Source organism: Streptomyces sp. NPDC002032 (assembly GCF_042890765.1).
Taxonomy (GTDB): Bacteria; Actinomycetota; Actinomycetes; order Streptomycetales; family Streptomycetaceae; genus Streptomyces.
Genome location: NZ_JBIASM010000002.1, coordinates 591,706 through 612,917, shown reverse-complemented (window position 1 = coordinate 612,917; position 21,212 = coordinate 591,706). Strand labels below are relative to the sequence as shown.

The 21,212-nt window shown below is 73.2% G+C and carries 17 protein-coding genes; 7 read left to right on the top strand and 10 right to left on the bottom strand.

Annotation, left to right across the window (positions count from 1 at the left end):
• Positions 1 to 20: 20 nt before the first annotated feature.
• The 8 genes from ACFYYT_RS06885 to ACFYYT_RS06850 form a co-directional block, all read right to left on the bottom strand.
• On the bottom strand, positions 21 to 1,208 hold the full coding sequence (locus ACFYYT_RS06885; RefSeq protein ID WP_351826399.1) for a hypothetical protein: 1,188 nt from the start codon (positions 1,206 to 1,208) through the stop codon (positions 21 to 23).
• Positions 1,205 to 2,047, bottom strand: a complete 843-nt coding sequence (locus tag ACFYYT_RS06880) for a polysaccharide deacetylase family protein (RefSeq protein WP_351826398.1) — start codon at positions 2,045 to 2,047, stop codon at positions 1,205 to 1,207. The genes ACFYYT_RS06885 and ACFYYT_RS06880 overlap by 4 nt, the downstream gene beginning before the upstream one ends.
• 379 nt (positions 2,048 to 2,426) lie before the next feature.
• Positions 2,427 to 3,035, bottom strand: coding sequence for an ATP-binding protein (locus ACFYYT_RS06875; RefSeq protein ID WP_385322428.1), 609 nt, complete (start codon positions 3,033 to 3,035; stop codon positions 2,427 to 2,429).
• A gap of 178 nt (positions 3,036 to 3,213) precedes the next feature.
• Positions 3,214 to 3,981, bottom strand: a complete 768-nt coding sequence (locus tag ACFYYT_RS06870) for an enoyl-CoA hydratase-related protein (RefSeq protein ID WP_351826396.1) — start codon at positions 3,979 to 3,981, stop codon at positions 3,214 to 3,216.
• Positions 3,982 to 4,067: 86 nt separating this feature from the next.
• Entirely contained in the window at positions 4,068 to 5,315 is a 1,248-nt protein-coding gene (locus tag ACFYYT_RS06865; protein ID WP_385321730.1) for an Ig-like domain-containing protein, read from the bottom strand.
• Between the two features lie 112 nt (positions 5,316 to 5,427).
• Positions 5,428 to 6,138, bottom strand: a complete 711-nt coding sequence (locus ACFYYT_RS06860) for a L,D-transpeptidase family protein (protein ID WP_351826395.1) — start codon at positions 6,136 to 6,138, stop codon at positions 5,428 to 5,430.
• A gap of 157 nt (positions 6,139 to 6,295) precedes the next feature.
• The gene (locus ACFYYT_RS06855) at positions 6,296 to 8,479 is read right to left on the bottom strand and encodes a choice-of-anchor A family protein (protein ID WP_351826394.1); all 2,184 of its coding nucleotides are present in this window, start codon (positions 8,477 to 8,479) and stop codon (positions 6,296 to 6,298) included.
• 151 nt (positions 8,480 to 8,630) lie between these two features.
• On the bottom strand, positions 8,631 to 9,827 hold the full coding sequence (locus ACFYYT_RS06850; protein WP_351826393.1) for an Ig-like domain-containing protein: 1,197 nt from the start codon (positions 9,825 to 9,827) through the stop codon (positions 8,631 to 8,633).
• Between the two features lie 285 nt (positions 9,828 to 10,112).
• Between ACFYYT_RS06850 and glgX the strand changes: the two genes are divergently transcribed.
• A complete protein-coding gene (gene glgX / locus ACFYYT_RS06845) occupies positions 10,113 to 12,317 on the top strand; it encodes a glycogen debranching protein GlgX (RefSeq protein WP_351826422.1) in 2,205 nt (734 codons plus the stop codon).
• Positions 12,318 to 12,407: 90 nt separating this feature from the next.
• Complete coding sequence (locus tag ACFYYT_RS06840) at positions 12,408 to 13,130, top strand: CDP-alcohol phosphatidyltransferase family protein (RefSeq protein ID WP_351826392.1); 723 nt, start codon at positions 12,408 to 12,410, stop codon at positions 13,128 to 13,130.
• Here the strand turns inward: ACFYYT_RS06840 and ACFYYT_RS06835 are convergent.
• Positions 13,111 to 13,593, bottom strand: a complete 483-nt coding sequence (locus ACFYYT_RS06835) for an adenylyltransferase/cytidyltransferase family protein (RefSeq protein ID WP_351826391.1) — start codon at positions 13,591 to 13,593, stop codon at positions 13,111 to 13,113. The genes ACFYYT_RS06840 and ACFYYT_RS06835 overlap by 20 nt on opposite strands.
• A 172-nt stretch (positions 13,594 to 13,765) precedes the next feature.
• Between ACFYYT_RS06835 and ACFYYT_RS06830 the strand changes: the two genes are divergently transcribed.
• The 3 genes from ACFYYT_RS06830 to ACFYYT_RS06820 are packed head-to-tail and all read left to right on the top strand — an operon-like array spanning position 13,766 to position 17,963.
• Positions 13,766 to 14,971, top strand: coding sequence for a glycosyltransferase family 4 protein (locus tag ACFYYT_RS06830; RefSeq protein WP_351826421.1), 1,206 nt, complete (start codon positions 13,766 to 13,768; stop codon positions 14,969 to 14,971).
• Positions 14,968 to 16,716 carry a lipopolysaccharide biosynthesis protein gene (locus ACFYYT_RS06825; RefSeq protein ID WP_388607064.1) on the top strand — a complete coding sequence of 583 codons (1,749 nt, stop codon included), beginning with the start codon at positions 14,968 to 14,970 and terminating at the stop codon, positions 16,714 to 16,716. The genes ACFYYT_RS06830 and ACFYYT_RS06825 overlap by 4 nt, the downstream gene beginning before the upstream one ends.
• The gene (locus ACFYYT_RS06820) at positions 16,713 to 17,963 is read left to right on the top strand and encodes a hypothetical protein (RefSeq protein ID WP_385364488.1); all 1,251 of its coding nucleotides are present in this window, start codon (positions 16,713 to 16,715) and stop codon (positions 17,961 to 17,963) included. Before ACFYYT_RS06825 ends, ACFYYT_RS06820 begins: the two co-directional genes overlap by 4 nt.
• Here ACFYYT_RS06820 and ACFYYT_RS06815 read toward each other — a convergent pair.
• The gene (locus ACFYYT_RS06815) at positions 17,947 to 19,446 is read right to left on the bottom strand and encodes a hypothetical protein (RefSeq protein WP_351826387.1); all 1,500 of its coding nucleotides are present in this window, start codon (positions 19,444 to 19,446) and stop codon (positions 17,947 to 17,949) included. The two genes, ACFYYT_RS06820 and ACFYYT_RS06815, sit on opposite strands and share 17 nt — an antisense overlap.
• 105 nt (positions 19,447 to 19,551) lie before the next feature.
• Between ACFYYT_RS06815 and ACFYYT_RS06810 the strand changes: the two genes are divergently transcribed.
• Together ACFYYT_RS06810 and ACFYYT_RS06805 are read left to right on the top strand one after the other, a co-directional pair.
• Positions 19,552 to 20,091 carry a WcaF family extracellular polysaccharide biosynthesis acetyltransferase gene (locus tag ACFYYT_RS06810; protein ID WP_351826386.1) on the top strand — a complete coding sequence of 180 codons (540 nt, stop codon included), beginning with the start codon at positions 19,552 to 19,554 and terminating at the stop codon, positions 20,089 to 20,091.
• A complete protein-coding gene (locus tag ACFYYT_RS06805) occupies positions 20,088 to 21,212 on the top strand; it encodes a glycosyltransferase (RefSeq protein ID WP_351826385.1) in 1,125 nt (374 codons plus the stop codon). Before ACFYYT_RS06810 ends, ACFYYT_RS06805 begins: the two co-directional genes overlap by 4 nt.

Below are 21,212 nucleotides of genomic sequence, written 5' to 3'. Positions count from 1 at the left end.
GGCGCCCGGCGCCCGGCGCCCTAGCGGAAGATGCCGGTGTGGCCGAGGGAGTAGCGGCCCGGCTGCGGGTACACGGCGAGGCCGTGCGGTCCGTCACCGACGGGGATCCGCGCCAGTTCCCTGCCACTGGCGGTGTCGATCGCGTAGACCTCGGAGTTGTAGCGGCCGGACAGCCACAGCACCTTGCCGTCGGCGGAGACCCCGCCCATGTCCGGGCTGCCGCCGTCGGGCAGCTCCCACTTCTTGGTGAGCCGGTTCTCCTTGAAGTCGAAGACCGAGATGGTGCCCTCGCCGCGGTTGGAGACGTACATCTCCCGGGAGTCGCGGCCGACGTACAGGCCGTGGCAGCCCTTGCCCGTGGGCAGCAGCTTGGGGACGTCGAACTTGTCGCCGCTGAGGACCCACATGCCGTGCGCCATCATGTCGGCGACGTAGAAGGTCTTTCCGTCGGGAGAGATCTTGACGTCCTGCGGCATCGCGCCCTCGAAGGGCAGTTTCTGCTGGCCGACGACTTCCATCTTCTCGGTGTCGACCTTGAGCAGTTCGCCGGAGAACTCGCAGCTCACGATGAAGTAGCGGCCGTCCGCGGAGAAGTCGGCGTGATTGACGCCGAAACAGGTCACCGGGACGGTTTTCACGCGCTCCATGGTGTGCGGATCGCGGAAGACGAGTTCGCGGTCCATGGAGGCCATCACGACGGCGTACTTCCCGTTGGGCGTGAAGTACAGGTTGTACGGGTCGTGCACCTCGACGGGCTCCCCGGCCTCGCCGGTGGCCGGGTTGATCGGGGTGAGCGTGTGCCCGCGGTTGTTGTTGACCCAGAGGGTCTTCATGTCCCAGGACGGCACCACGTGCTGGGGCTGCGCGCCGACCGGGATGGTGTCGATGACCTTGTAGGTGGCCGGGTCGATGACGGACACCGTGTTGGAGTTGGTGTTCGGCACGTAGACGCGCGACGGGAAGTCCTTGACCACCGGGGACAGCTGGTTCGGCCGGTCCGCCGCGTACACGTCGGCCGGGTCGAGCACCGGGGGCATCCCGGCGAGGCCCGGAGGGACGGCCGGGACGGCCTTGACGGGACGGGCCGGCCCCTTGGAGCCGAGTGCCTCCGGTTCGCCCTTCCCGCCGGATCCGCAGCCCGCCAGGGCGGCGAGGACCAGTCCGGCGAGGAGTGCGGTGGCCTTCCGGGGAAGGCGGTTCGTCGTCATGAGGTCAGCAGCTCCGTGGTGGTCACCGCGCGCAGTCTGCGACGCGCGAGTTCTTCGAGGAGGGGCGGCAGCGCGTCGACCGTGTCCGCGTAGCCGAAGTGCAGGCTCACCACCGATCCGCCCTGGATCGTCCCGGTGACGGTGCGCAGCACGGCCGCGGCGCCGGGCGAGGTGAAGTCGAGCGAGTCCACGTCGTACGAGAGGACGTGCGGGTAGCCCGCACGCTGGGCCAGCTCGCGGACGAGCGGGGAGGCGTACTGGGTCTGGGAGGGCCGGAACCAGGTGCCGATCGATCCGGTGAGCCGTTTGATTCGCTGCGCGCAGCCGGTGATCTCGGCGTAGGCCTCCGCCTCGGGCAGGTCGTTGATCGCCAGGTGGCGCTGGGTGTGGTTGCCGAGCTCGTGGCCGCCGTCCAGGACGCGGCGGGCCATGTCCGGGTGATCGTCGAGCCAGGTGCCGATGGCCAGTACGGTGACCCGCGCGCCGGCCTTCTCGGCCTCGCCGAGGAGGGAGCGGGCGATGGCCGGGTCGCCGTTGCCGTGGAAGGTGAGGGCGACGGCGGGACGGTCGCGCGGCCCGTGCCCGATCTCCACCGGCTGGCCGGGGAAGCGGTGGGGCGCGGGGGCGGGGCCGGCCGGGGCGGGTTTGGCCCGGCCCGGGCCGGCGGAGGCGGAGGCGGTGGCGGAGGCGGTGGCGGAGGCGGCGGGTCCGGCGGCGGTCCGGTCCGGCGCGCAGGCAGCGGTGAGGCCGGCCAGGGCGGCGGCGCCCGCGCGCAGGGCCGCGCGGCGGCCTGGTGGTGAGAACACCTGCCCATTTAAGAGGTGAATGGGCGAGAACATAACGATTGACCCGATTCGGGACCTACGCCGCCAAAGGGCCGGACGGGTGGCCGCTCGCTGCGTAGTCGATGATTCACGCAGAGCTGCGGATAGTTATTCATGGAATGAGAGGCGAGTGGCCCACCTCACCTAAGATTTAGGTGGAAACTCTTACGATATGCATACTTACGTCCGACTTGGGACTTTTGGCGTTTGGACCCTCGTCTGCCATAGTCGGAATCACGGCTTCCCTTTGACCCGAGCGAAGTCCTCCGCCGAGGATCACACACCCCATCGATCCTCGGCGCACCCATGAAACCCCCGCAGCGCCCCATCACGGCGACAGGGGGTTTCTGGCGTTTCCCGGGCCGGTACGGGCCTCCGGCGGGCTCCGGCAGCCCTAGCGGTCGGCGACGCGCATCTCGAACCAGGTGATCTTGCCGCGCGGCAGCAGGTCCGCGCCCCAGCGGTCGGACAGCTTGTCGACGAGGAACAGCCCGCGGCCCGTGACGTCCAGCTCGTGCACCGGCATCAGACAGGGCAGCCCGCGCGAGGGATCGCGCACCTCCACCCGGATCCAGCCCCGCCGGCGCACCATCCGTAAGCCGAAGGTTCGCGCCCCGGTGTGGCGCACCGCGTTGCCGACGAGCTCCGAGACCAGCAGGACGGCGTGCTCGGCGATCTGCGGCGAGAGGCCCCAGAAGCGGATCACCACGCTCTGGGTGAGCCGGCGGGCGGTGCACGCGGACTCCGGCATGGACGGCAGCGTCACTTCCTCCTCGGCCGGGTTCCCGTACGACTCCAGCGCCTGGAGGCCCCGTTCGTCTTCGACCGCCGCCGTGAGCCGCACGGCCGAAGCGCTGCTGCGCTGCCGCGGCTGTTCCACACCCTCCAGGCCCGCCATGCACCCATCATGGACGGCCGACGCGCCCGTCCGGGCCGTTCCCCGGGAAAACACCCTCCGGGGCCACGGGCCCCGGAGGGGCGGTCCGGCATATGCGAAAGGCAACCGGGAACCGGTACAACGGACCTGACCTGCGGTGACGTTGAGCTCTACGGTGATCACCCTCAGTGGATCTTCCGGTCCGCTTAAGGTTCTCTTAAGGCCTGGCTAATCCACTCGCAGGGGGTGTCCGGCAACGCCCCCGCCGGCGCTGTGGCACCGCTGTGGCACCGGTGTGGCGCGCCTAGAGGAACTTCGCCTTGCCCGGGCCCTCTTCGACGAAGCTGCGCATCCCGCGCTCGCGGTCCTCGGTGGCGAACAGGCCCGCGAACCAGGTGCGTTCGATGGTCAGGCCGGTGTCGATGTCCGCCTCCAGACCCGCGTCCACGCACTCCTTCGCGGCGCGCAGCGCGAGGGCCGGGCCCTGCGCGAGCTTCGCGGCCCAGGCGTGCGCCTGCCCGTAGACCTCGGCGGCGGGCACGATCCGGTCCACCAGCCCCAGCGCGAGGGCCTCTTCGGCCTTGACCATCCGGCCCGTGAAGATGAGGTCCTTGGCCTTGGAGGGGCCGATCAGCCGCGACAGGCGCTGGGTGCCGCCCGCCCCCGGGATCAGGCCGAGCAGGATCTCGGGCTGGCCGAGCTTCGCGTTGTCGGCGGCGATGCGGTAGTCGGCGCACAGGGCGAGTTCGCAACCGCCGCCCAGCGCGTAGCCGGTGACGGCGGCGACCACGGGCTTGGGGATCCGGGCGACGGCGGTGAAGGCGTCCTGGAGACCGCGGGACCGGGCGACCATGGCCGCGTGGTCCATCACCTGCATCTCCTTGATGTCCGCGCCGGCCGCGAACACCTTCTCCCCGCCGTAGAGGACCACCGCGCGCACGTCGGCGCGGTCGGTCGCCTCCAGCGCGAGTTCGCGCAGCCGGTCCTGGGTGGCGACGTCCAGGGCGTTCATGGGCGGGCGGTCCAGCAGGATGGTGCCGACGCCTTCGGAGACTTCGAGAGAGATGGTCATACGGGGAAGGTTAGCGCCGGTTAACGCACGTCGGCCCGGTGCTGTGGGTCACAGCACCGGGCCGGCGGACTACGCGGGGAGGGGGATTACTTGGTCCACTCCGCCCAGTCCATGTTCCAGCCGTTGAGGCCGTTGTCCGGGGCGATCTGCTTGTCCTTGGAGTTCTTCACGACGACCACGTCGCCGATCAGGGACTCGTTGTAGAACCAGGCGGCGGGGGTGCTGTCGTCACCGGCGCCGCGCTCGTCCTCCAGGCCGACGCAGCCGTGGCTGACGTTCTCCGAGCCGAAGGTGCTGGAGGAGGCCCAGTAGTTGCCGTGGACGAAGGTGCCCGAGTTCGACAGCCGCATCGCGTGCGGGACGTCGGAGATGTCGTACTCGCCGCCGAAGCCGACGGTGGCGCCGTTCATCCGGGTCACCTTGTACTTCTCGCTGATGACCATCTGCCCGTTGTAGGTGGTCGTCGCGGGGGCGCCCGCGGTGATCGGGATGTCCTTGAGGACCTTGCTGTCCCGGACGACCTGCATGGTGTGCGCGCTCGCGTCGACGGTGGTGACCTGGGAGCGGCCGACGGTGAAGGTGACCGTACGGGTCTGCTTGCCGTAGACGCCGGGGCGGCCCTCGACGCCGTCGAGGGCGATCTTCACGGTGACCTTGGTGCCCGCGGCCCAGTACTTCTCGGGGCGGAAGTCGAGGCGGTCGTTGCCGAACCAGTGGCCCTCGACGGGCACGGAGGGCTCGGCCGTGACGGTGATGGCCTTCTCGACGGCCTCGGTGTTGGTGATGCCCCGGGTGAAGTTGACGGAGACCGGCATGCCCACGCCGACGGTCGAACCGTCCTCGGGCGTGTAGTGGCCGACGAAGGTGTTCTGCGGGGTGAGGGTGGTGAAGGCGGTGTCCTTCGCGGACTCCCGGCCGGCCTCGTCCTTGGCGACCGCGTGCACCTTGTACTCGGTGGCGGCGGCCAGGTTGCGGGCGGGCTCCCAGCTCAGGCCGTCGGCGGCCAGCTTGCCCTCCACCGCGTTGCCCTTGGTGTCGGCGACCGTCACCGCGCTGAGCTTGCCGCCGGTGCTGGAGACCTTCAGGACGCCGCTCGTCGCTACTTCCTTGGCCCCGTCGTCCGGCTTGACGCTCACGGTGGCCTTGGAGGCCTCGGTGCCGCTCTTGGCCCCCGCCGTCGTCCCCTTGGCGTCGCTCCCGCCGCTGCCCCCGCTGGTGTCTCCGCCGCCACTGCACGCGCTGGTCAGCAGCAGGGCCGCCCCCAGCACAAGGGCCGGCAGGCCGGTGCGGACTCGGCCGCGTATCGGCTGCAGGTTCACTCGTGTTCTCCCCATGTCCCCCGCGCGCGGACAGTCGCGCGCTTGTCGACAGGAAATCACATGGGCGGAGTACGAAAAGGCACGGTCATGTCACTGTTCAGTCCCAAGTGACGCAACCGCGGATGCGTCAGTCGTCGGTACCCGGCTTGGTACCCCAGACGTAGACGGCGTCCCCTTCCGACAGCAGGTTCCACAGGCGTTCGGCGTCCGGCACCGAGAGGTTCACGCAGCCCGCCGAGCCGCCGTTGGCGTAGAGGTTCCCGGGGCGCCCGTGCAGGGCCTGGCCCCCGTCGAAGAACTGGGCATAGGGCATGGGGGCGTTGTCGTAGAGCGAGGAGTAGTGGTCCTCGTGCCGCCAGTAGATCTCGTGCCAGCCGGGGCGGGTCTCCTGCTCGTCGCGGCCGGTCCGGACGGGCACCGGCGCGAAGACGACGCGGCGGCCGCTCTGCACCCACAGGAGCTGGCGCTCCAGGTCGACGCAGGTCACCCGGTCCTCGCGGACGGGGCAGTGGCCCGCGGCGTTGGGGTTCGCGCGGGCGGCGACGGCCGTCATCGTACGGAACGCGGCGAGGCCGGCGTACCCGTCGGCGGGGGTGACTCCGTTCGCGCGCTGGAAGGCGCGGACGGCCGCGCAGTCGGCCGGTGACTGGACCCCGTCGACGGGGCGGTGCAGATGGGCCTCCAGCTCCCGCTGGTAGGGGCCGGTGCCGGCCGTGCAGGCGGTCTCGGGCTCGGGCTCGGGGGCGGCGGCCAGGGCCGGGGCCGGCAGGGCGGCGAGCGCGAGGAGCGCGACCAGGGCGGCCGCCGCGGCCGTACGCGGTGTCGGGCGCAGGGTCATCGGTCCTCCTCGGGCCCGCCGGCGGGGCCGTCGCGCCCCAGCCAACCCGCGGGGGCGGCAGGCCGCGCGCGCGGCTGCGCCGACGGGGTGAGGGGCTCACTCCGCCGGCGCAGCGAGGAGGCCGGGCGCGCGGCCGGCCGTGGGGGGGGTGGTGCGGTCAGGCGTCCGGGCCCTCGTCCCCGCGCCCGTCGTGCCCGTCGTGCCCGTCGTGCCCGCCGTGCCCGCCGTCGTGCTTGCCGTCGTGCTTGCCCTTGCCGTGGTCGTCGCGCTTGTTGCGGACGGTGACCTCGACGTGGTTGCCGGGGGCCCGCTCCGTCACGTGCAGCGGTCCGATCACCCGGTCGCGCGGCAGGACGTAGCCCTCGGGGACGTCCGTCTCCACGAGGTAGTACCAGCCCTCGGAGAGCGCGTCGAAGTCACAGACGCCGACGCGGTCGGTCGCGCAGCCGTCCTTGGCCTTCTGGTCGGCGTTGATGCCGCGGGTCTGCAGGCCCGGGGTGCCGTTGGTCTCCTTCCAGACCTCGAACACCGCCCCGCGCAGCGGCCGGCCGGTCTTGACGTCCTTCTTCAGGACGCGCAGGGAACCCGTCGGGTCCTCGCTCGTCCTGCGGTTCGAGATGGTGATCACGCGGCCCTGGACGACGTCGCCCGGCGTCAGCTCGAAGGCGGTGACGGGGTCCGCGGGGTCCTGGTAGCCGTCGGGGAGGCCGACCTCCCGCCAGTAGTAGGTCTCGCCGACCGGCAGTTCGACGGTGCAGCTGCCCTGGGGGCCGGTCACGCAGAGGCCGTCGAGCCGCTCGTCGGCGTCCGCGCCGAGGGGCTGGAGGCCGGGACGGTCGTTGGTCTCGCGCCACAGCTCGAAGCGGGCCCCGGGCAGCGGGGCGCCGGTGTCCCGGTCGGTCTTGAGCAGGACGACCCTGGCGCCCGGCACGGCGGTCCGTTCGTTGACGGCCCGCGCCGTGACCCCGGCCCGGGCGTTCTCCCGGGTCAGCGTCAGCGGGAAGACCGGGTTCGCGGGCAGGTCGTGGCCGACCGGGGCCGCCGTCTCCCGCCAGTAGTACGTGCCGAGCTCCACGGTGCGCTCGCAGCGGCCGCTCGCCGGGGTCGTGCAGTCGGCCACCTTGGTGTCGGGGGTCGCGGTGCCCGTCTGGAGGCCCGGTACGCCGTTGGTCTCGTGCCACAGCTCGAACGTGGCCCCGCCGAGGGGGTTGCCCTCCCCGTCCACCTTGGTCACGGCCACCGCGCCGGTCGGCTCGGGGGCCGGACCGCAGTCGGGGAGGTCGCCCGTGAAGGGGTAGGCGTGGAACTCCTGGCCCCCGCCGCCGGCCGTGTCGCTGCCGTGGGTGACGGAGCCCGTGGTGAAGAAGCGCCCGTTGATGCCGGGCAGCGTCACGGTGGTCTCGGAGGCCTGGTTGCCCATCAGGAAGCTGCCCTGGAACTGGCCGGTGCCGATCAGGTTCACCGTGGAGGCGTCCGGGAAGTTCCACAGCAGCCGCTCGCGGTAGGCGTTGAGCGGATCGGTGTCCACCAGGCCGCCGCTGTAGGTGTTGATGGTGCGGGTGGTACCGAGGACGTTGACGAGGACCGTCGCGCCGGCCGGGATGCCCGTGAACCGCACGCCCTGCTGGGCGCCCCGGGGTCCGGCCAGGTCGGCGTCCACGTTGAAGACCTGGAGCCGGGAGGTGCCGTCCCCGGTGAACAGCGTCTCCGAGCCGCTGTTGACGACCGTGCCCGTCGCCGGGCGGGGGCGGCCGTCGACCTTGGCGTAGCACTGGCTGGCGGCGCTGAGGCGGTCGCGCAGTCCGGCGTACGGGGCGACGGCGGCCGCGTCCTTGACGAGGGTGCCGGTCACGGTGCCGGTGACGCTGCCCGCGTGGCGGACCACTCCCCGGTCGGCGATCAGGGTCTCGCCCGCCGCGACGGTGACGTCGCCGCCGGTGGTGAGGAAGTCCGCGCCGTCGGGGGGCGGGACGAGGGAGCCGGCGCCGACGATGCCGACGTTGTAGCGGGAGTCCCCGCCGGCCAGCTTGTCCTGGTCGAAGCCGCCGAGGACGACCAGCCGGCCCTCGGCCTCGGAGGCCCGTCCGCGGACCCGGAACTGGCCCCCGGCGAAGATGTTGACGGCGTTGTCGCGGCCCTTGATGCTGCCGTCGCTGCCGATCGGCGGGAAGGGGCTGGGGCACTGGCCCGGAACGCAGGGACCGAGGCCGCCGGGCAGCGGCGCCCGCAGGACTCGGGCGGCCGGGGGGTGGGCGTCGGGGCCCGCCGCCAGGGCCGTGGGGGACCCGGCGGCCAGTACGGCCCCGATCGCGAGCCCCAGGGTCCAGTTCCTTGCTGACATGACGCTCCGTCCGTATCCGCTGATGGCCCTGACAGGCTGCGGTCGGGCCTCGGCGCGGCGGCCGGACGACACTCCCGCACGGCGGGATTCCGGTCCGACAATCACTCGATTGCGGGGGCGGACCGGGACGGACGGCGGGGCGGGCGCCCGGTCAGCCGAGGGCGGATCCGGCGGCCCAGTCCGCCCAGGACATGTTCCAGCCGCCCAGCCCGTTGTCAGCCGCGACGATCCGGTCCTGCGAGTTCACGACCTCCACCACGTCCCCGACCAGGGTCCGGTCGAAGAACCAGCCCGCCGGGGTGTCCGAGCCGCCGCCCTTGTCATCGCGCAGTCCCACGCAGCCGTGGCTGGCGTTGGTGTGGCCGAACGTGTCCGGGCTGGCCCAGTAGTTGCCGTGCAGGAAGGTGCCCGAGTTGGTGAGCCGCATGGCGTGGGGGACGTCGGGGATGTCGTACTCGCCGCCGAAGCCGACGGTCTGCCCGTTCATCCGGGTCACGTCGAACATCTCCATCACCACCATCCTGCCGTTGTAGGTGGTGTTCTTGGGCGCCCCGGCGGTGATGGGGACCGTGGACAGCAGCCGGCCGTCCCGGCGGACCTCCATGGTGTGGGCGGCGGCATCGACGAGGGAGACCTGGGAGCGGCCGACGGTGAAGCGGATGGTCTTGTCCTGGATGCCGTACGAGCCGGGCGCGCCCTCGACGTCCCGCAGGTCCATCGTCACGGTGACCTCGGTGCCGGGCTTCCAGTACTCCTTGGGCCGGAAGTCGAGGCGCTCCTCGCCGAACCAGTGGCCGACGACGGGCACGGCCGGCTCGGAGGTGACCTTGATGGCCCGTTCCACGTCGGCCCGCCGCTTGATGGAGCGGTTGAACTTGAACGAGACGATCATCCCGGTGCCCACCGTGGAGCGGTTCTCGGGCTTGAAGTAGCCGATGAACCGCTCCTCGGGGACGTAGGTGGTGAAGGTGGTGTGCCGGGCCTGGCGGCGGTCGTGCCCGTCGAGGGCGACCGCGTCGACGGTGTACTTGGCGGCGAGCGCGAGCCGTCCGGCCGAGGGGTCCGGGCTCCAGCTGAGCCCGTCGGCGGCGATCGTCCCCGGGACCTGCTCCTGCTGGGCGTCCTCGACCTTGGTGACGACGACGCGCTCCAGCCGGCCCTCGGGCACCTGCACCCGCAGCGGGCCCTCGGCCGGCACCCCCTTCGCGTTGTCCTCGGGGGTGATCCGGATCGCCTCGTCCGGCGACCGGCGTTTGCCGGGCAGGGCGACCTCCACCGGGGAGCCGCCGTCCTTGGTGCAGCCGGCCAGGCCGCCCAGCAGGGCCGCCCATACCGCCACGGCGGCCAAGCCCGCCCCTGCCCGCCTCGTCAGAAGAGTCACGCCCCGTCCAACGACCGGCCCCTCCCGGGGAAACGTGAGGGCCGGGCACGTTCCGGGCAGAACTGTCCGGGCAGAACAGTGGGAAGGACCAGACGGGGGCGGGCCCAGGCCGGGACGCCGGGGCCGCACTCCCCCGCCGGTACCCAGGAGCCGTGGAGGCGGGCAGTGTCGAGCGCAGCCGAGCAAGAGGCGGTGGATGCCGCCGCCAGCAATGCCGTGGGCGGACCGGAGACGACGACGGGCAGGGACGGCATGGACGTCGTGCGCGAGCGGGTCCAGGCGCAGGTGCTGCGGGCGGCCGCGCATCCCTCGCCGCCCGTGTGGCCGGGGTCCTCACATCCCCTGGGGGCGCGCTTCCACCTGGGGCCCGGCGGGGTCGCGGGCACCAACTTCGCGCTGTGGGCCCAGGGCGCGGAGGCGGTGGAGCTGTGCCTGTTCGACGGGCGGGGCGGGGAGACCCGCTGCGCCCTGACCGAGCTGACGCACGAGATCTGGCACGGTTTCGTGCCGGGCGTGCTGCCCGGGCAGCGCTACGGCTTCCGGGTGCACGGCCGCTGGGACCCCTGGACGGGCGCCCGCCACAACCCGGCGAAACTGCTCCTGGACCCGTACGCACGGGCCGTGGACGGGGACTTCACGCTGCCCGCGGAGGTGTACGGGCACGTCCGGGACTGGCCCCAGCAGTACATCGCCGACACCGTGCGCGACGACCGGGACTCGGCCCCGTACGTCCCGAAGGGGGTGGTCGTCCACGACGACGACGACTGGGCGGACGACGTCCGGCCGAAGACGCCCTGGGCCGATTCGGTGATCTACGAGCTGCACGTGCGCGGGTTCACGATGCGCCATCCGGGTGTTCCCGAGGAGCTGCGCGGCACGTACGCGGGGCTGGCGCATCCGGCGGCGGTCGAGCACCTGACGCGGCTCGGCGTGACGGCGGTGGAGCTGCTGCCCGTGCACCAGTTCGCGCACGAGGACCACCTGCTGCGGCGGGGCCTGCGCAACTACTGGGGCTACAACTCGGTCGGCTACTTCGCCCCGCACGCGGGGTACTCCTCCAGCGGGACCGCGGGGCAGCAGGTCGGCGAGTTCAAGCGGATGGTGAAGGCGCTGCACGCGGCGGGCATCGAGGTCATCCTCGACGTGGTCTACAACCACACGGCGGAAGCCGGGGAGCTGGGCCCGACGCTGTCGCTGCGCGGGATCGACAACCGGGCGTACTACCGGCTCCAGTCCGACCAGCGCCGCTACGCCGACTACACGGGCTGCGGCAACACCCTGCACGCCGGGCGGCCGCACGTGCTGCGCCTGATCACCGACTCGCTGCGCTACTGGGTGACGGAGATGGGGGTGGACGGCTTCCGCTTCGACCTGGCGGCGGCGCTGGCCCGCTCGATGCACGACGTGGACATGCTCTCGCCGTTCCTCGCGGTGATCGCCCAGGACCCGGTGCTGCGCCGGGTCAAGCTGATCGCGGAACCGTGGGACGTGGGTTCGGGCGGCTATCAGGTGGGGGCCTTCCCGCCGCTGTGGACGGAGTGGAACGACCGCTACCGCGATGCCGTGCGCGACTTCTGGCGGGGCGCCCTGCCCGACGTACGGGACCTCGGCTACCGGCTGTCGGGCTCCAGCGACCTGTACGCGTGGGGCGGGCGCAGGCCCTACGCCTCGGTGAACTTCGTGACGGCGCACGACGGTTTCACCCTGCGCGACCTGGTCACCTACGAGCGCAAGCACAACGAGGCGAACGGCGAGGCGGGCCGGGACGGGACCAACGACAACCGGTCGTGGAACTGCGGGGCGGAGGGCGAGAGCGACGATCCCCGGATCGGGGCGCTGCGCCGGCGTCAGCTGCGCAACCTGCTGACCACGCTGCTGCTGTCGACCGGGGTGCCGATGCTGGTGGCGGGCGACGAGTTCGGCCGCACCCAGGGCGGCAACAACAACGCGTACTGCCAGGACAACGAGACGGGGTGGGTGGACTGGTCGCTGCTGTCCGATCCGGCGTGGAACGAGCTGTTCGCGCTGACCCGGCGGCTGATCGCGCTGCGCCAGGCACACCCCGTGCTGCGGCGGCGGGCGTTCTTCTCCGGGCGGGCGCAGGGCGCGGACGGGCTGCGGGACCTGGCCTGGTTCACCCCGCGGGGCGAGGAGATGACGGAGCGGGACTGGTACGCGCCGGCCGCGGCGGTGGGCCTGTACCTGTCGGGCCGGGACATCCCGGGCCGTGACGAGCGGGGGGCGCAGGTGACGGACGACAGCTTCCTGGCGCTGCTGCACGCCGGGGACCGGCCGGTGGAGTGGATGCTGCCGGGCGCGCCGTGGGCGGCCTCGTACGAGCTCGTGCTGGACACGGCGCGGGAGGCGCAGGCCGCCGCGCCCGGCACCCGGCACCGGGGCGGCGGGGCGCTGACGGTCCCGGCCCGGTCGGTGCTGCTGCTGCGGGTGGTGTCGTAGGGGCCGCGGCGGCCCCCTGCGATGATGTGCCCTTCGTACGAACGCGCGTGCAGCGGCACGCGTGTGCCATCGAGGGGCTCAGGGGTACGCATGGCGAGTGTCGGGACCGCGCTGCGGGAGCTGCGCGGGGCGCAGAAGTCGGCGAAGGGCGTGTCGCTCTACTCCCGGTTCGTCAACCGGCCCGCCGGCCGGTACCTGGCCGCCGGGTCGTACGCGCTGGGCCTCACGCCCAACCAGGTGACCCTGGTCAGCGCCGTCTTCAGCTTCGCCGCCGTGGCGGCGGTCGCGCTGGCGGCCCCGTCGTGGGGGCTGGGGGCGGCCGTGTGGGCCGCGCTCGCGGTGGGCTTCGCCTTCGACTCCGCCGACGGGCAGCTGGCCCGGCTGCGCGGGGGCGGCAGTGCGGCGGGCGAGTGGCTGGACCACGTCGTGGACTGTGCCAAGCTCACCGCCCTGCACACCTGTGTGCTGATCGCCTTCTACCGCTTCCCCGACGCCTACGGGACGGGCTCGGACGGCTGGCTGCTGGTGCCGCTGGGGTTCCAGTTCGCCTCGGTCGTCACCTTCTTCGGCGGTCTGCTGACCGAGAAGCTCAAGGCCAAGCCCGCCCCGGGCAGTGCCGCCGCCGCGCCGTCGACCCTGCGCGCGGTGGCGTTGCTGCCCGTGGACTACGGGGTGTTCTGCCTGGTGTTCCTGCTGCTCGGCGGCGGGGCGCTGTTCCGCTGGGCGTACGCGGGTCTGGGCGCGGTCGCCGCGGTGTTCCTGCTGGCGTTCCTCGCCAAGTGGTTCCGGGAGCTCAGCGCCGTTCGGCGGTGAGGGGTTCGGCGTGCGGCTGTGCGAGCGCGTCCAGGGCCCGGCGCAGCTGGGTGCTGGACGTGTGCACGGTGTAGGGGAAGTAGACGACCTCGACCCCGTGGGGGGCGAAGTCCCGCTCCAGCCGGTCGCCCTTGGGCGTGCCGCGCCAGTCGTCGCCCTTGAAGATCACGTCGAAGCGGACCTGCTTCCAGGTCTCGACCTTGTCGGGGACCGTCTCGACGAAGGCGGCGTCGACGTACTTGACGCTGCGGACGATCTCCAGCCGCTCGACGAGCGGGATCATCGGGCGGCGCCCCTTGGCCCGTTCGGCCATCTCGTCGGACACCACCCCGGCGACCAGGTAGTCGCACTGGCTCCGGGCGTGCCGGAGGATGTTGAGGTGCCCGATGTGGAACAGGTCGTAGGCCCCGGGCGCGTAGCCGACCCGGTACGGTCCGCGCGCCGCCGCGGCAGGTCCGGACATGCCGTACTCCGTCATCAGTTACCCCCCAGCGGCCACACCCCCCGGTGTGGCGGATGAGCAGACAATAGCGCGCACGTTCCCCACCCTGCGGGTGAACGCATAGGGTGACGTGCGCATCATCCAGGGGAGAAGGGGACGTTCAGTGTCCACATCCGGTCACCGGCGCCTGCTGCTGGTTTCCACCAACTACGCCCCCGAGCACGCGGGCATAGGCCCGTACGCCACCCAGATCGCGGAGCACTGGGCACGGTCCGGCCATGAGACCCATGTGCTGGCGGGCATGCCGCACTATCCGGCCTGGTCCGTGGAGCCGGAGTACAAGGGGGCGCTGCGGCGCACGGAGCGGCGTGCGGGGGTCACCGTGCACCGGCGTGCGCACACGGTGCCTTCGCGTCAGACCGCCGTCAAGCGCGCCCTTTTTGAAGGATCGATTCTGCTGCACGGCGCCGTGGCCCCGCCCCGGATGCCGAAGCCGGACGCGGTCCTGGCCCAGATGCCCAGCCTGGCGGGCGGCGTGCTCGGCGCCCGGCTCGCGGCGAAGTGGAAGGTGCCCTTCGTCCCGGTCGTCCAGGACCTGATGGGGGCCGCCGCCGCGCAGAGCGGGATCAGCGGCGGCGACAAGGCGGCCGCGGTGGCCGGGAGCGCGGAGGCCTACGCGCTGAAGCGCGCCACGCTGGTCGGCGTCATCCACGAGACCTTCGTGGACCGGGTCGTCGGCATGGGCGTGGACCCGGCGCGGATCCGCCTCGTGCCCAACTGGTCGCACGTGCCGCGGCCCACCAAGCCGCGCGGGGAGACCCGCCGCCACCTCGGCTGGGCGCCCGGGCAGACCGTGGTGCTGCACTCCGGGAACATGGGGCTCAAGCAGGGGCTCGAAGTCCTCGTCGGCGCCGCCCGGCTCGATCCGGACGTCCGGTTCGTCCTCATGGGCGACGGCAGCCAGCGCGGCGCCCTCGCCGGGCTGGCCGCCGACGTGCCGAACCTGGACATCATCCCCCCTGCCGCCGACGGCGAGTTCCCCGATATCCTCGCGGCGGCGGACGTCCTCGCGGTCACCCAGCACGCGGCCGTGCTCGACATGAGCGTCCCGTCCAAGCTGACCTCCTACTTCCAGGCCGGCCGGCCCGTCGTCGCGTCCGTCGCGGCCGAGGGCGGGACCGCCCAGGAGGTGGAACGTTCCGGCGCGGGGGTGCTCGTACCCCCGGAGGACCCCGCGGCCCTGCTGAAGGCCGTACGGGCCCTGGCCGAGGACCCCGAGGGGGCGGACGCGCTGGGCGCCGCCGGGCCCGTCCACGTGGCGGCCCACCTGAGCCGTGAGGCGGGCCTGGCCCGCATCGACGCACTGATCGACGAGGCACTTGGGGGTCTCCAGCCGTGATCGAGACGAACCGCCCGGCAGCCGCCCCGGCCGAGGACGAGCCGGATCTCCTGCGGGACCAGTTCAAGCAGCTGCTGCGCTACCGCCGGCTCATCGGCGCGGGCGTGGGCATCGGCCTGCTGGGCGGCGTCTACCTCGGCATCTCCACGGCGGACACCTACGTCGCGACCGCCGACATCGTGCTGCGCGCCCCCACCGACGACCCGTTCAACCCGAGCCTGGCGCCCGACAAGGCCATCAACATCGGCTCCGAGCGCCAGGTCGCGCTCTCCAGCTCCATAGCCGAGCAGGCCGCGAAGAAGCTCGGCATGCCGCCCAAGGACCTGGGCGCGCTCCGCAGCGGGCTCCAGGTGACCAACCCGCCGCAGACGATGGTCCTCCGCTTCACCTACACCTCGTCCTCCCCCCGGGAGGCCGCCAAGCGGGCCAACGCGCTGACCGAGGCCTACCTGCTCAAGCGGCAGGAGGCGCTCGACGCCACCCGCGACAAGATGGTCAAGGGGTACGAGGACCAGCGCGACCCGGTCGCCAAACAGCTCGACGACACCGCCCGCCAGGCCAACAACCTGCCGGCCGGCACGGCCCGCGACTCCGCGCTGTCCGCCAAGACCGACCTGCAGAGCAAGGTCAACACCCTCAACAGCAACATCGCCAAGCTCGCCGCCCTGGACATGACCCCCGGCCGGGTCACCAGCCCCGCGACCGCGCCCGGCGCGCCCGACGGACCGGGCCTGCCCATGTCGCTCGCGCTGGGCGCGGCCGTCGGCCTGGCCCTCGGCCTGCTCGCCGCCTGGGTCCGGCTGGTCTTCGACCCGGCGCCGCGCTCCGAGGGCGACGTGGCCCGGGCCCTGCGCGCCCCCGTCCTCGGCTACCTGCCCCGGGACAAGACCGGCGGCGGACCGCTGCTCGCGGCCGGCGAGGCCGACCCCCGGCTCGCCGAGGAGTACCGCTCGGTGGCCTTCCGCCTCGCCTACGACTCCCGCTTCGCCGACCGGCGCCGGCTGCTGGTGGTCGCCCCGCGCGGCTCCAGCGAGACCGCCGCCGCCGTGGCCGTGAACCTCGCCGCCTCCTTCGCCGAGACCGGCAAGGACGTCCTGCTCATCGAGGCCGACCTGCGCACCCCGGTCCTGGCCAGCCAGCTGCCCACCGACGCGGGCGGCCGGCCCCGCTGGAGCCAGCCCGGCGCCACCGGTTCCGCGCCGGGCGGCGACGCCGACTGGCCCGACGGACGCCAGCTCGTCGTGGACGCCGGCGAGTCCGGCGCCTTCGACCTGATCCCCGGCGAACGCGTGCGCAACGTCGCCCGCGCGCTGACCTCCCCGCGCTCCACCCGGCTGATCTCCGAAGCCGACTCCCCCAACTCCACCGTCGTGGTGCTCGCCCCGCCCGTGCTCTCGTACGCCGACGCCCTCGCCCTCGTCGACCGCGTCGACGGCGTCCTGGTCGTCTGCGACCCCCGCGCGGTGCACCGCAGCGACCTCGCCCGGATCCGCGAGCTCATCAGCGGCGCCGGCGGCACCGTGCTCGGCGCGGTGCTCCACGCCCCGCTGCCCGGCGAGAAGCGCGGCGGCGGCAGGGCCGGGAAGGCCGGCGCCGCCGCGGCCGGGCCGACGGCCCCGCAGCCGCTCACCCGGGAGCCCGCCGGGGCCGCCGGGGCCGCCGGGGCCACCGCGCCCGAGCAGCCCCTCGCGGGCGACGGCAGCGACACCGTGGCCCTGCGCACGGTCCGTACGGGCCGGCGGTGAGCCGGCGGGGCCTCGCCGCCGTCTCCTCCGTCCTGGACCAGGCCGCCTCCAGCGCCACGAACATCCTGGTGCTGGTGCTGGCCGCCCGGCTGTCCTCGGCGTCCGGCTTCGCCGGCTTCTCGATGGTGTACGTGACCTTCACCGTGCTCCTCGGGCTGAACATGGCGTACGTCGGCCAGAGCGTGGTCCTGGAGAAGGGCGAGCGGCTGGCGGTGGTGTGCCGCTCCTCCGTGCTGTTCACCGCCGCCGCCGCCACGGTGGCCGGGCTCGCGCTGGCGGCGGCGGGCCTGGCGCTGCCGGGCGCCACCGGCGGCGGGTTCCTCGCCCTGGGGCTCGTCCTGCCGCTGGTCCTCGTACAGGACGGGCTGCGCTACTGCTTCTCCGCGCTGCGGGCGCCCCAGCGGGCGCTGGCCGCGGACACGCTGCGGCTGGTGTGCGTGGTCGCGGCGCTGGCCGTCCAGCCGGCCGGGGCCTCCCCCGCCCGGCTGGTGCTGGTCTGGGGGCTGTCGGCGGTGCCGGCGCTCGCGCTGGGGCTGTGGCTGCTGCGGCCCTCCGTACGCGGGGTGCGGGCCGAACTGCGTCCGTACCTGCGGCGCGGGCACCTCGGGCAGCGGTTCGTGGTCGAGTTCGCGGTCGGCAACGGCTCCAGCCAGCTCGCGGTGCTCGGACTCGGGGCGTTCGCCACCCCGCTGGCCGTCGGCGCGCTGCGCGGGGCGACCACCCTCTTCGGCCCGCTCAACGTGCTGTTCAACTCGGCGAACGCCTTCGGCCCGCCGGTGGTGGGCCGGGCCCCGGGCAAGCGCGGGGTGGTCCGGCTGACCGTGCTGATGGGCGCGGCCCTCGCCGTGCTCGGCGGCGGCTGGGCGGCCGTCCTGTACGCCCTGCCCGACCGGCTCGGCCGCCACCTGCTCGGCGACACCTGGGCGGCGGCCTCCGCGCTGCTGCCCGCGACGGGCGCGCAGTACGCGGTGATGGGACTGGGCACCTGCGCCCTGCTGACGCTGCGGGTGCTGAACCCGAAGGCCACCCTCTCGCTCCAGGTGGTCTTCTCCCTGCTGTCCGTGGGCCTGCTGCTGGCCGGGTACGCGCTGGGGGGCGTGGCCGGAGCCGCCTGGGGCCTGGCCCTGGGGTCGGCCGCGAAGGCGGCCGCGGGCTGGCTGCGGGTGACCCGGCTGGAGGTCCCCGCCCCCGGACCGGGCGCCGCCCCGGCCGCGCCCGCGCCGGGAGCGCTCAGCGCAGGGTCGTGACCCGGTCGGTGCGGTACGTGGCCACCAGCGCGAGGCACAGGCCCGCGATGGCGACCCGGCCCGAGGCCTGGAGCAGGGGGCCGCGCAGCAGGATGAAGGAGTACCCGGCGACCAGCGGGACCACCGTGGAGATCAGGCTGCCCGGGGGTGAGCGGCGCGTGGCGCGCTTGGCGTAGCGGCGGTCGACGCGGGCGGCCGCGTACCCGATGGCCAGGAGTCCGCCGCCCATGCCCAGCGGCCCGAAGTCGAGCCACAGTTCGGCCCAGACCGGGGAGGAGAGGTTGGTGTTGACCGTGCCCATCCACTGGCCGACCATCACGCCGGTGTCGCGCGGCTTGCCCGGCCACACCGAGCGGGGCACCGCGAAGAAGACGGAACCGGCCAGCTGGCGCCCGTAGAAGTGGCCGGGGCCGGAGTTGGAGAAGGTGATGGTGTTGGCGAACATGCCGATCTGGTCGTAGTCCTTGAGCGCCATCGGCTCCAGGAACGAGGTCGTCTCGACGGGCTTGTAGTTCTTCTCGTCGTAGCGGAAGCGGTCCGCGAAGGGGAAGACGAGGAGGGCGATCACCACGGCCATCGACAGCGCCACCCGGTACATGGCGGCGCTCACCGGGAAGACCGTGAAGAGCAGCGCGAACATGACGGTGAGGAACCAGTAGCGCGGGTTCGAGACCGGGTTGTTGACGATCAGGTTGAGGACGGCGAGCGCCGCCCAGGTGACGATGACCGAGACCTTGCGGCGGGCGAACCGCGAGGTGATCAGCCAGCGCGTGTACAGCAGCAGGGCGAGCAGCGCCGGTACGGTCCCGAAACCGCGCAGCAGCGCCTGCCCGGCCTGGCCGTCGCCGTTGGAGACCCCGGCCTCCTCGATGCCCGCGATGATCTCCTGGCGGCTGGAGAAGAACACCGCCGGTCCGCCCAGCTTCACGATGAAGGCGGCGCTGCCCAGGAAGGCCAGGGCGGTGAGCAGTTGGAGGCGCCTGCGGTGGACCATCAGCGGCCGCGGCTCCTTGGGGGAGCCGCCCGCGCGGCCCGCGGGCCGGTGGCGGGCCAGCAGGACGCCCACGTCGAAGGCCGTGCAGCCCAGCAGGACGAGGCCGATGGCGACGGTGAGGTCGGAGCGCGGTCCGACGACGGGCGTGGGGACGCGGCCGAGGACGGCCTGGGCGAGGGGGGCCACGCCCATGGCCATGTAGACGAAGAGCCAGAAGGAGCCCTGGAGCAGCTTGCGGCGGCTGGTCAGCACCATCGCGGAGAGCCGCGCGCCCGCGTACATGGCCAGCAGCAGCTGGAGCCAGAAGGCGGCGTCGCGCTGGCCGTCGCCGGACTGGACGGCGACGAAGAACGGCAGGAAGACGGTGAACCCGAGGGCGAGGGGGACCGACAGCGCCCGCGAGAGCAGCGTGCGCGGGGTGGTGACCCGGCCCCACCGGGAGTCGTCCGCGGGGAGCGGCGGCGCGGGTGCGACGGCGGGCTCGCGCATGTCCGTAACCACTGTTGCCCCCACCCCTGTGCGTGATCCGCGCGCAGTCTAGTCTGAGCGTTCGACGGCCGGGGAGGCGCGTCGGGGGACGATGAGGGGCGACCGTTGCGCGATCTTCCTGCCTTCACGCTGGCCGGGTACGACAAGGGGCGCGGACTGCTGACGCAGGCCCTGTGGTTCGCGGTGATGAACACGCTCTTCATGGCGTGGTTCTGTCCGGCCCGGGTCCGGGTCGCGCTGCTGCGGGCCTTCGGGGCCGAGATAGGCGAGGGCGTGCTGATCCGGCACAAGGTGCGCGTGCTGTGGCCCTGGAAGCTGACCGTCGGGGACCACACCTGGATCGGCGAGGGCGCCTGGCTGCTGAACCTGGAGCCGGTGACCATCGGGTCCCACGTGTGCCTCTCGCAGGAGTCGTTGCTGTGCACCGGCTCGCACGACCACCGCGCCGCGGACTTCCGCTACGGCAACGCCCCGATCGTGGTCGAGGACGGCGCGTGGGTGGCCGTACGGGCGACGGTGCTGGCGGGCGTGACGGTCGGGCGGTGCGCGGTCGCGGGCGCCGGGTCCGTCGTGCACCGGGACCTGCCGGAGCTGACCCTGCAGACCCAGGACGGGCGTCGCCGCCCGGTGGAGGAGCCCAAGTGAGCAGTACGCCGAAGGTCCTGCACGCGGTCACGCTGCACTCGCCCTCGCACGCCTTCGGCGGACCGGTACGGGTCGCGCTGAACCTGGCCAAGGGGCTGCGGGAGCGCGGTCACCGGGCCCGGCTGCTCGCCCTCGGGGAGGGCTTCGACCCGTGGCCGGACTCCGTGGAGGGGGTGCCCGCCACGCTGTTCCCGGCCCGGCGGATCCTCCCGCTCGGCTTCAGCGGCATGACCTCGCCGGCCCTGCTGGCCTCGGCGGGCCGGCTCGTGCGCGAGGCCGACGTGGTCCACGTCCATCTGGCGCGGGACCTGGTGACCCTGCCGGTGGCGCTGGCGGCGCTGCGGGCGGGCAGGCCGCTCGTCCTGCAGACCCACGGGATGGTGGACCCCAGCGGGAAGGCGCTGGCCAAGGTGCTCGACGCGGTGGCGGTACGCCGCCTGCTGCGCGGCGCCGACGCGCTGCTGTACCTGACCCCGCACGAGCGGGAGGGGCTGGAAGCGGTGGTGGGGGGCGCCCTGCCGCGGGCGGTCCGGCTGGTCAACGGCACCCCGGCGCAGGAGGGGCGGCCGGCCCCGGCCGGGCCGCCGCGCATCCTGTACTCGGCCCGTCTCCAGGCCCGCAAACGGCCCGTGGACTTCGTGGACGCGGCTCCGGCCGTGCTCGCCGCGCACCCGGACGCGCACTTCGTGGTGGCCGGTCCCGACGAGGGCGAACTGGCCCGCGTCCGCTCCCGGATCACCGCCCTGGGCCTGTCGGACCGGTTCACGGTGCCGGGTGCGCTCTCCGGTGCGCAGGTCCTCGCGGAACTGCGCCGGGCGCACGTCTACGTCCTGCCGTCGGTGGACGAGCCCTTCCCGATGTCGGTGCTGGAGGCCCTCGCGGTGGGCGTCCCGCCGGTCGTGACCCACTCCAACGGCCTGGCCCGGGAGATCGCCGCCGCGGGCGCGGGCCGGGCGGTCGAGCCGGGTCCGGCGGGCGTGGCGGAGGCGGTGCTCGCCCTCCTGGACCCGGCCGCCAACGCCGCGGCCTCGCTCGCCGCCCGCGAACTGGCCGCGAAGTCCTTCTCGATGGACGCCGTCCTCGACACCCTGCTGGGCGTCTACGAGGGCATCGGGCGCTGA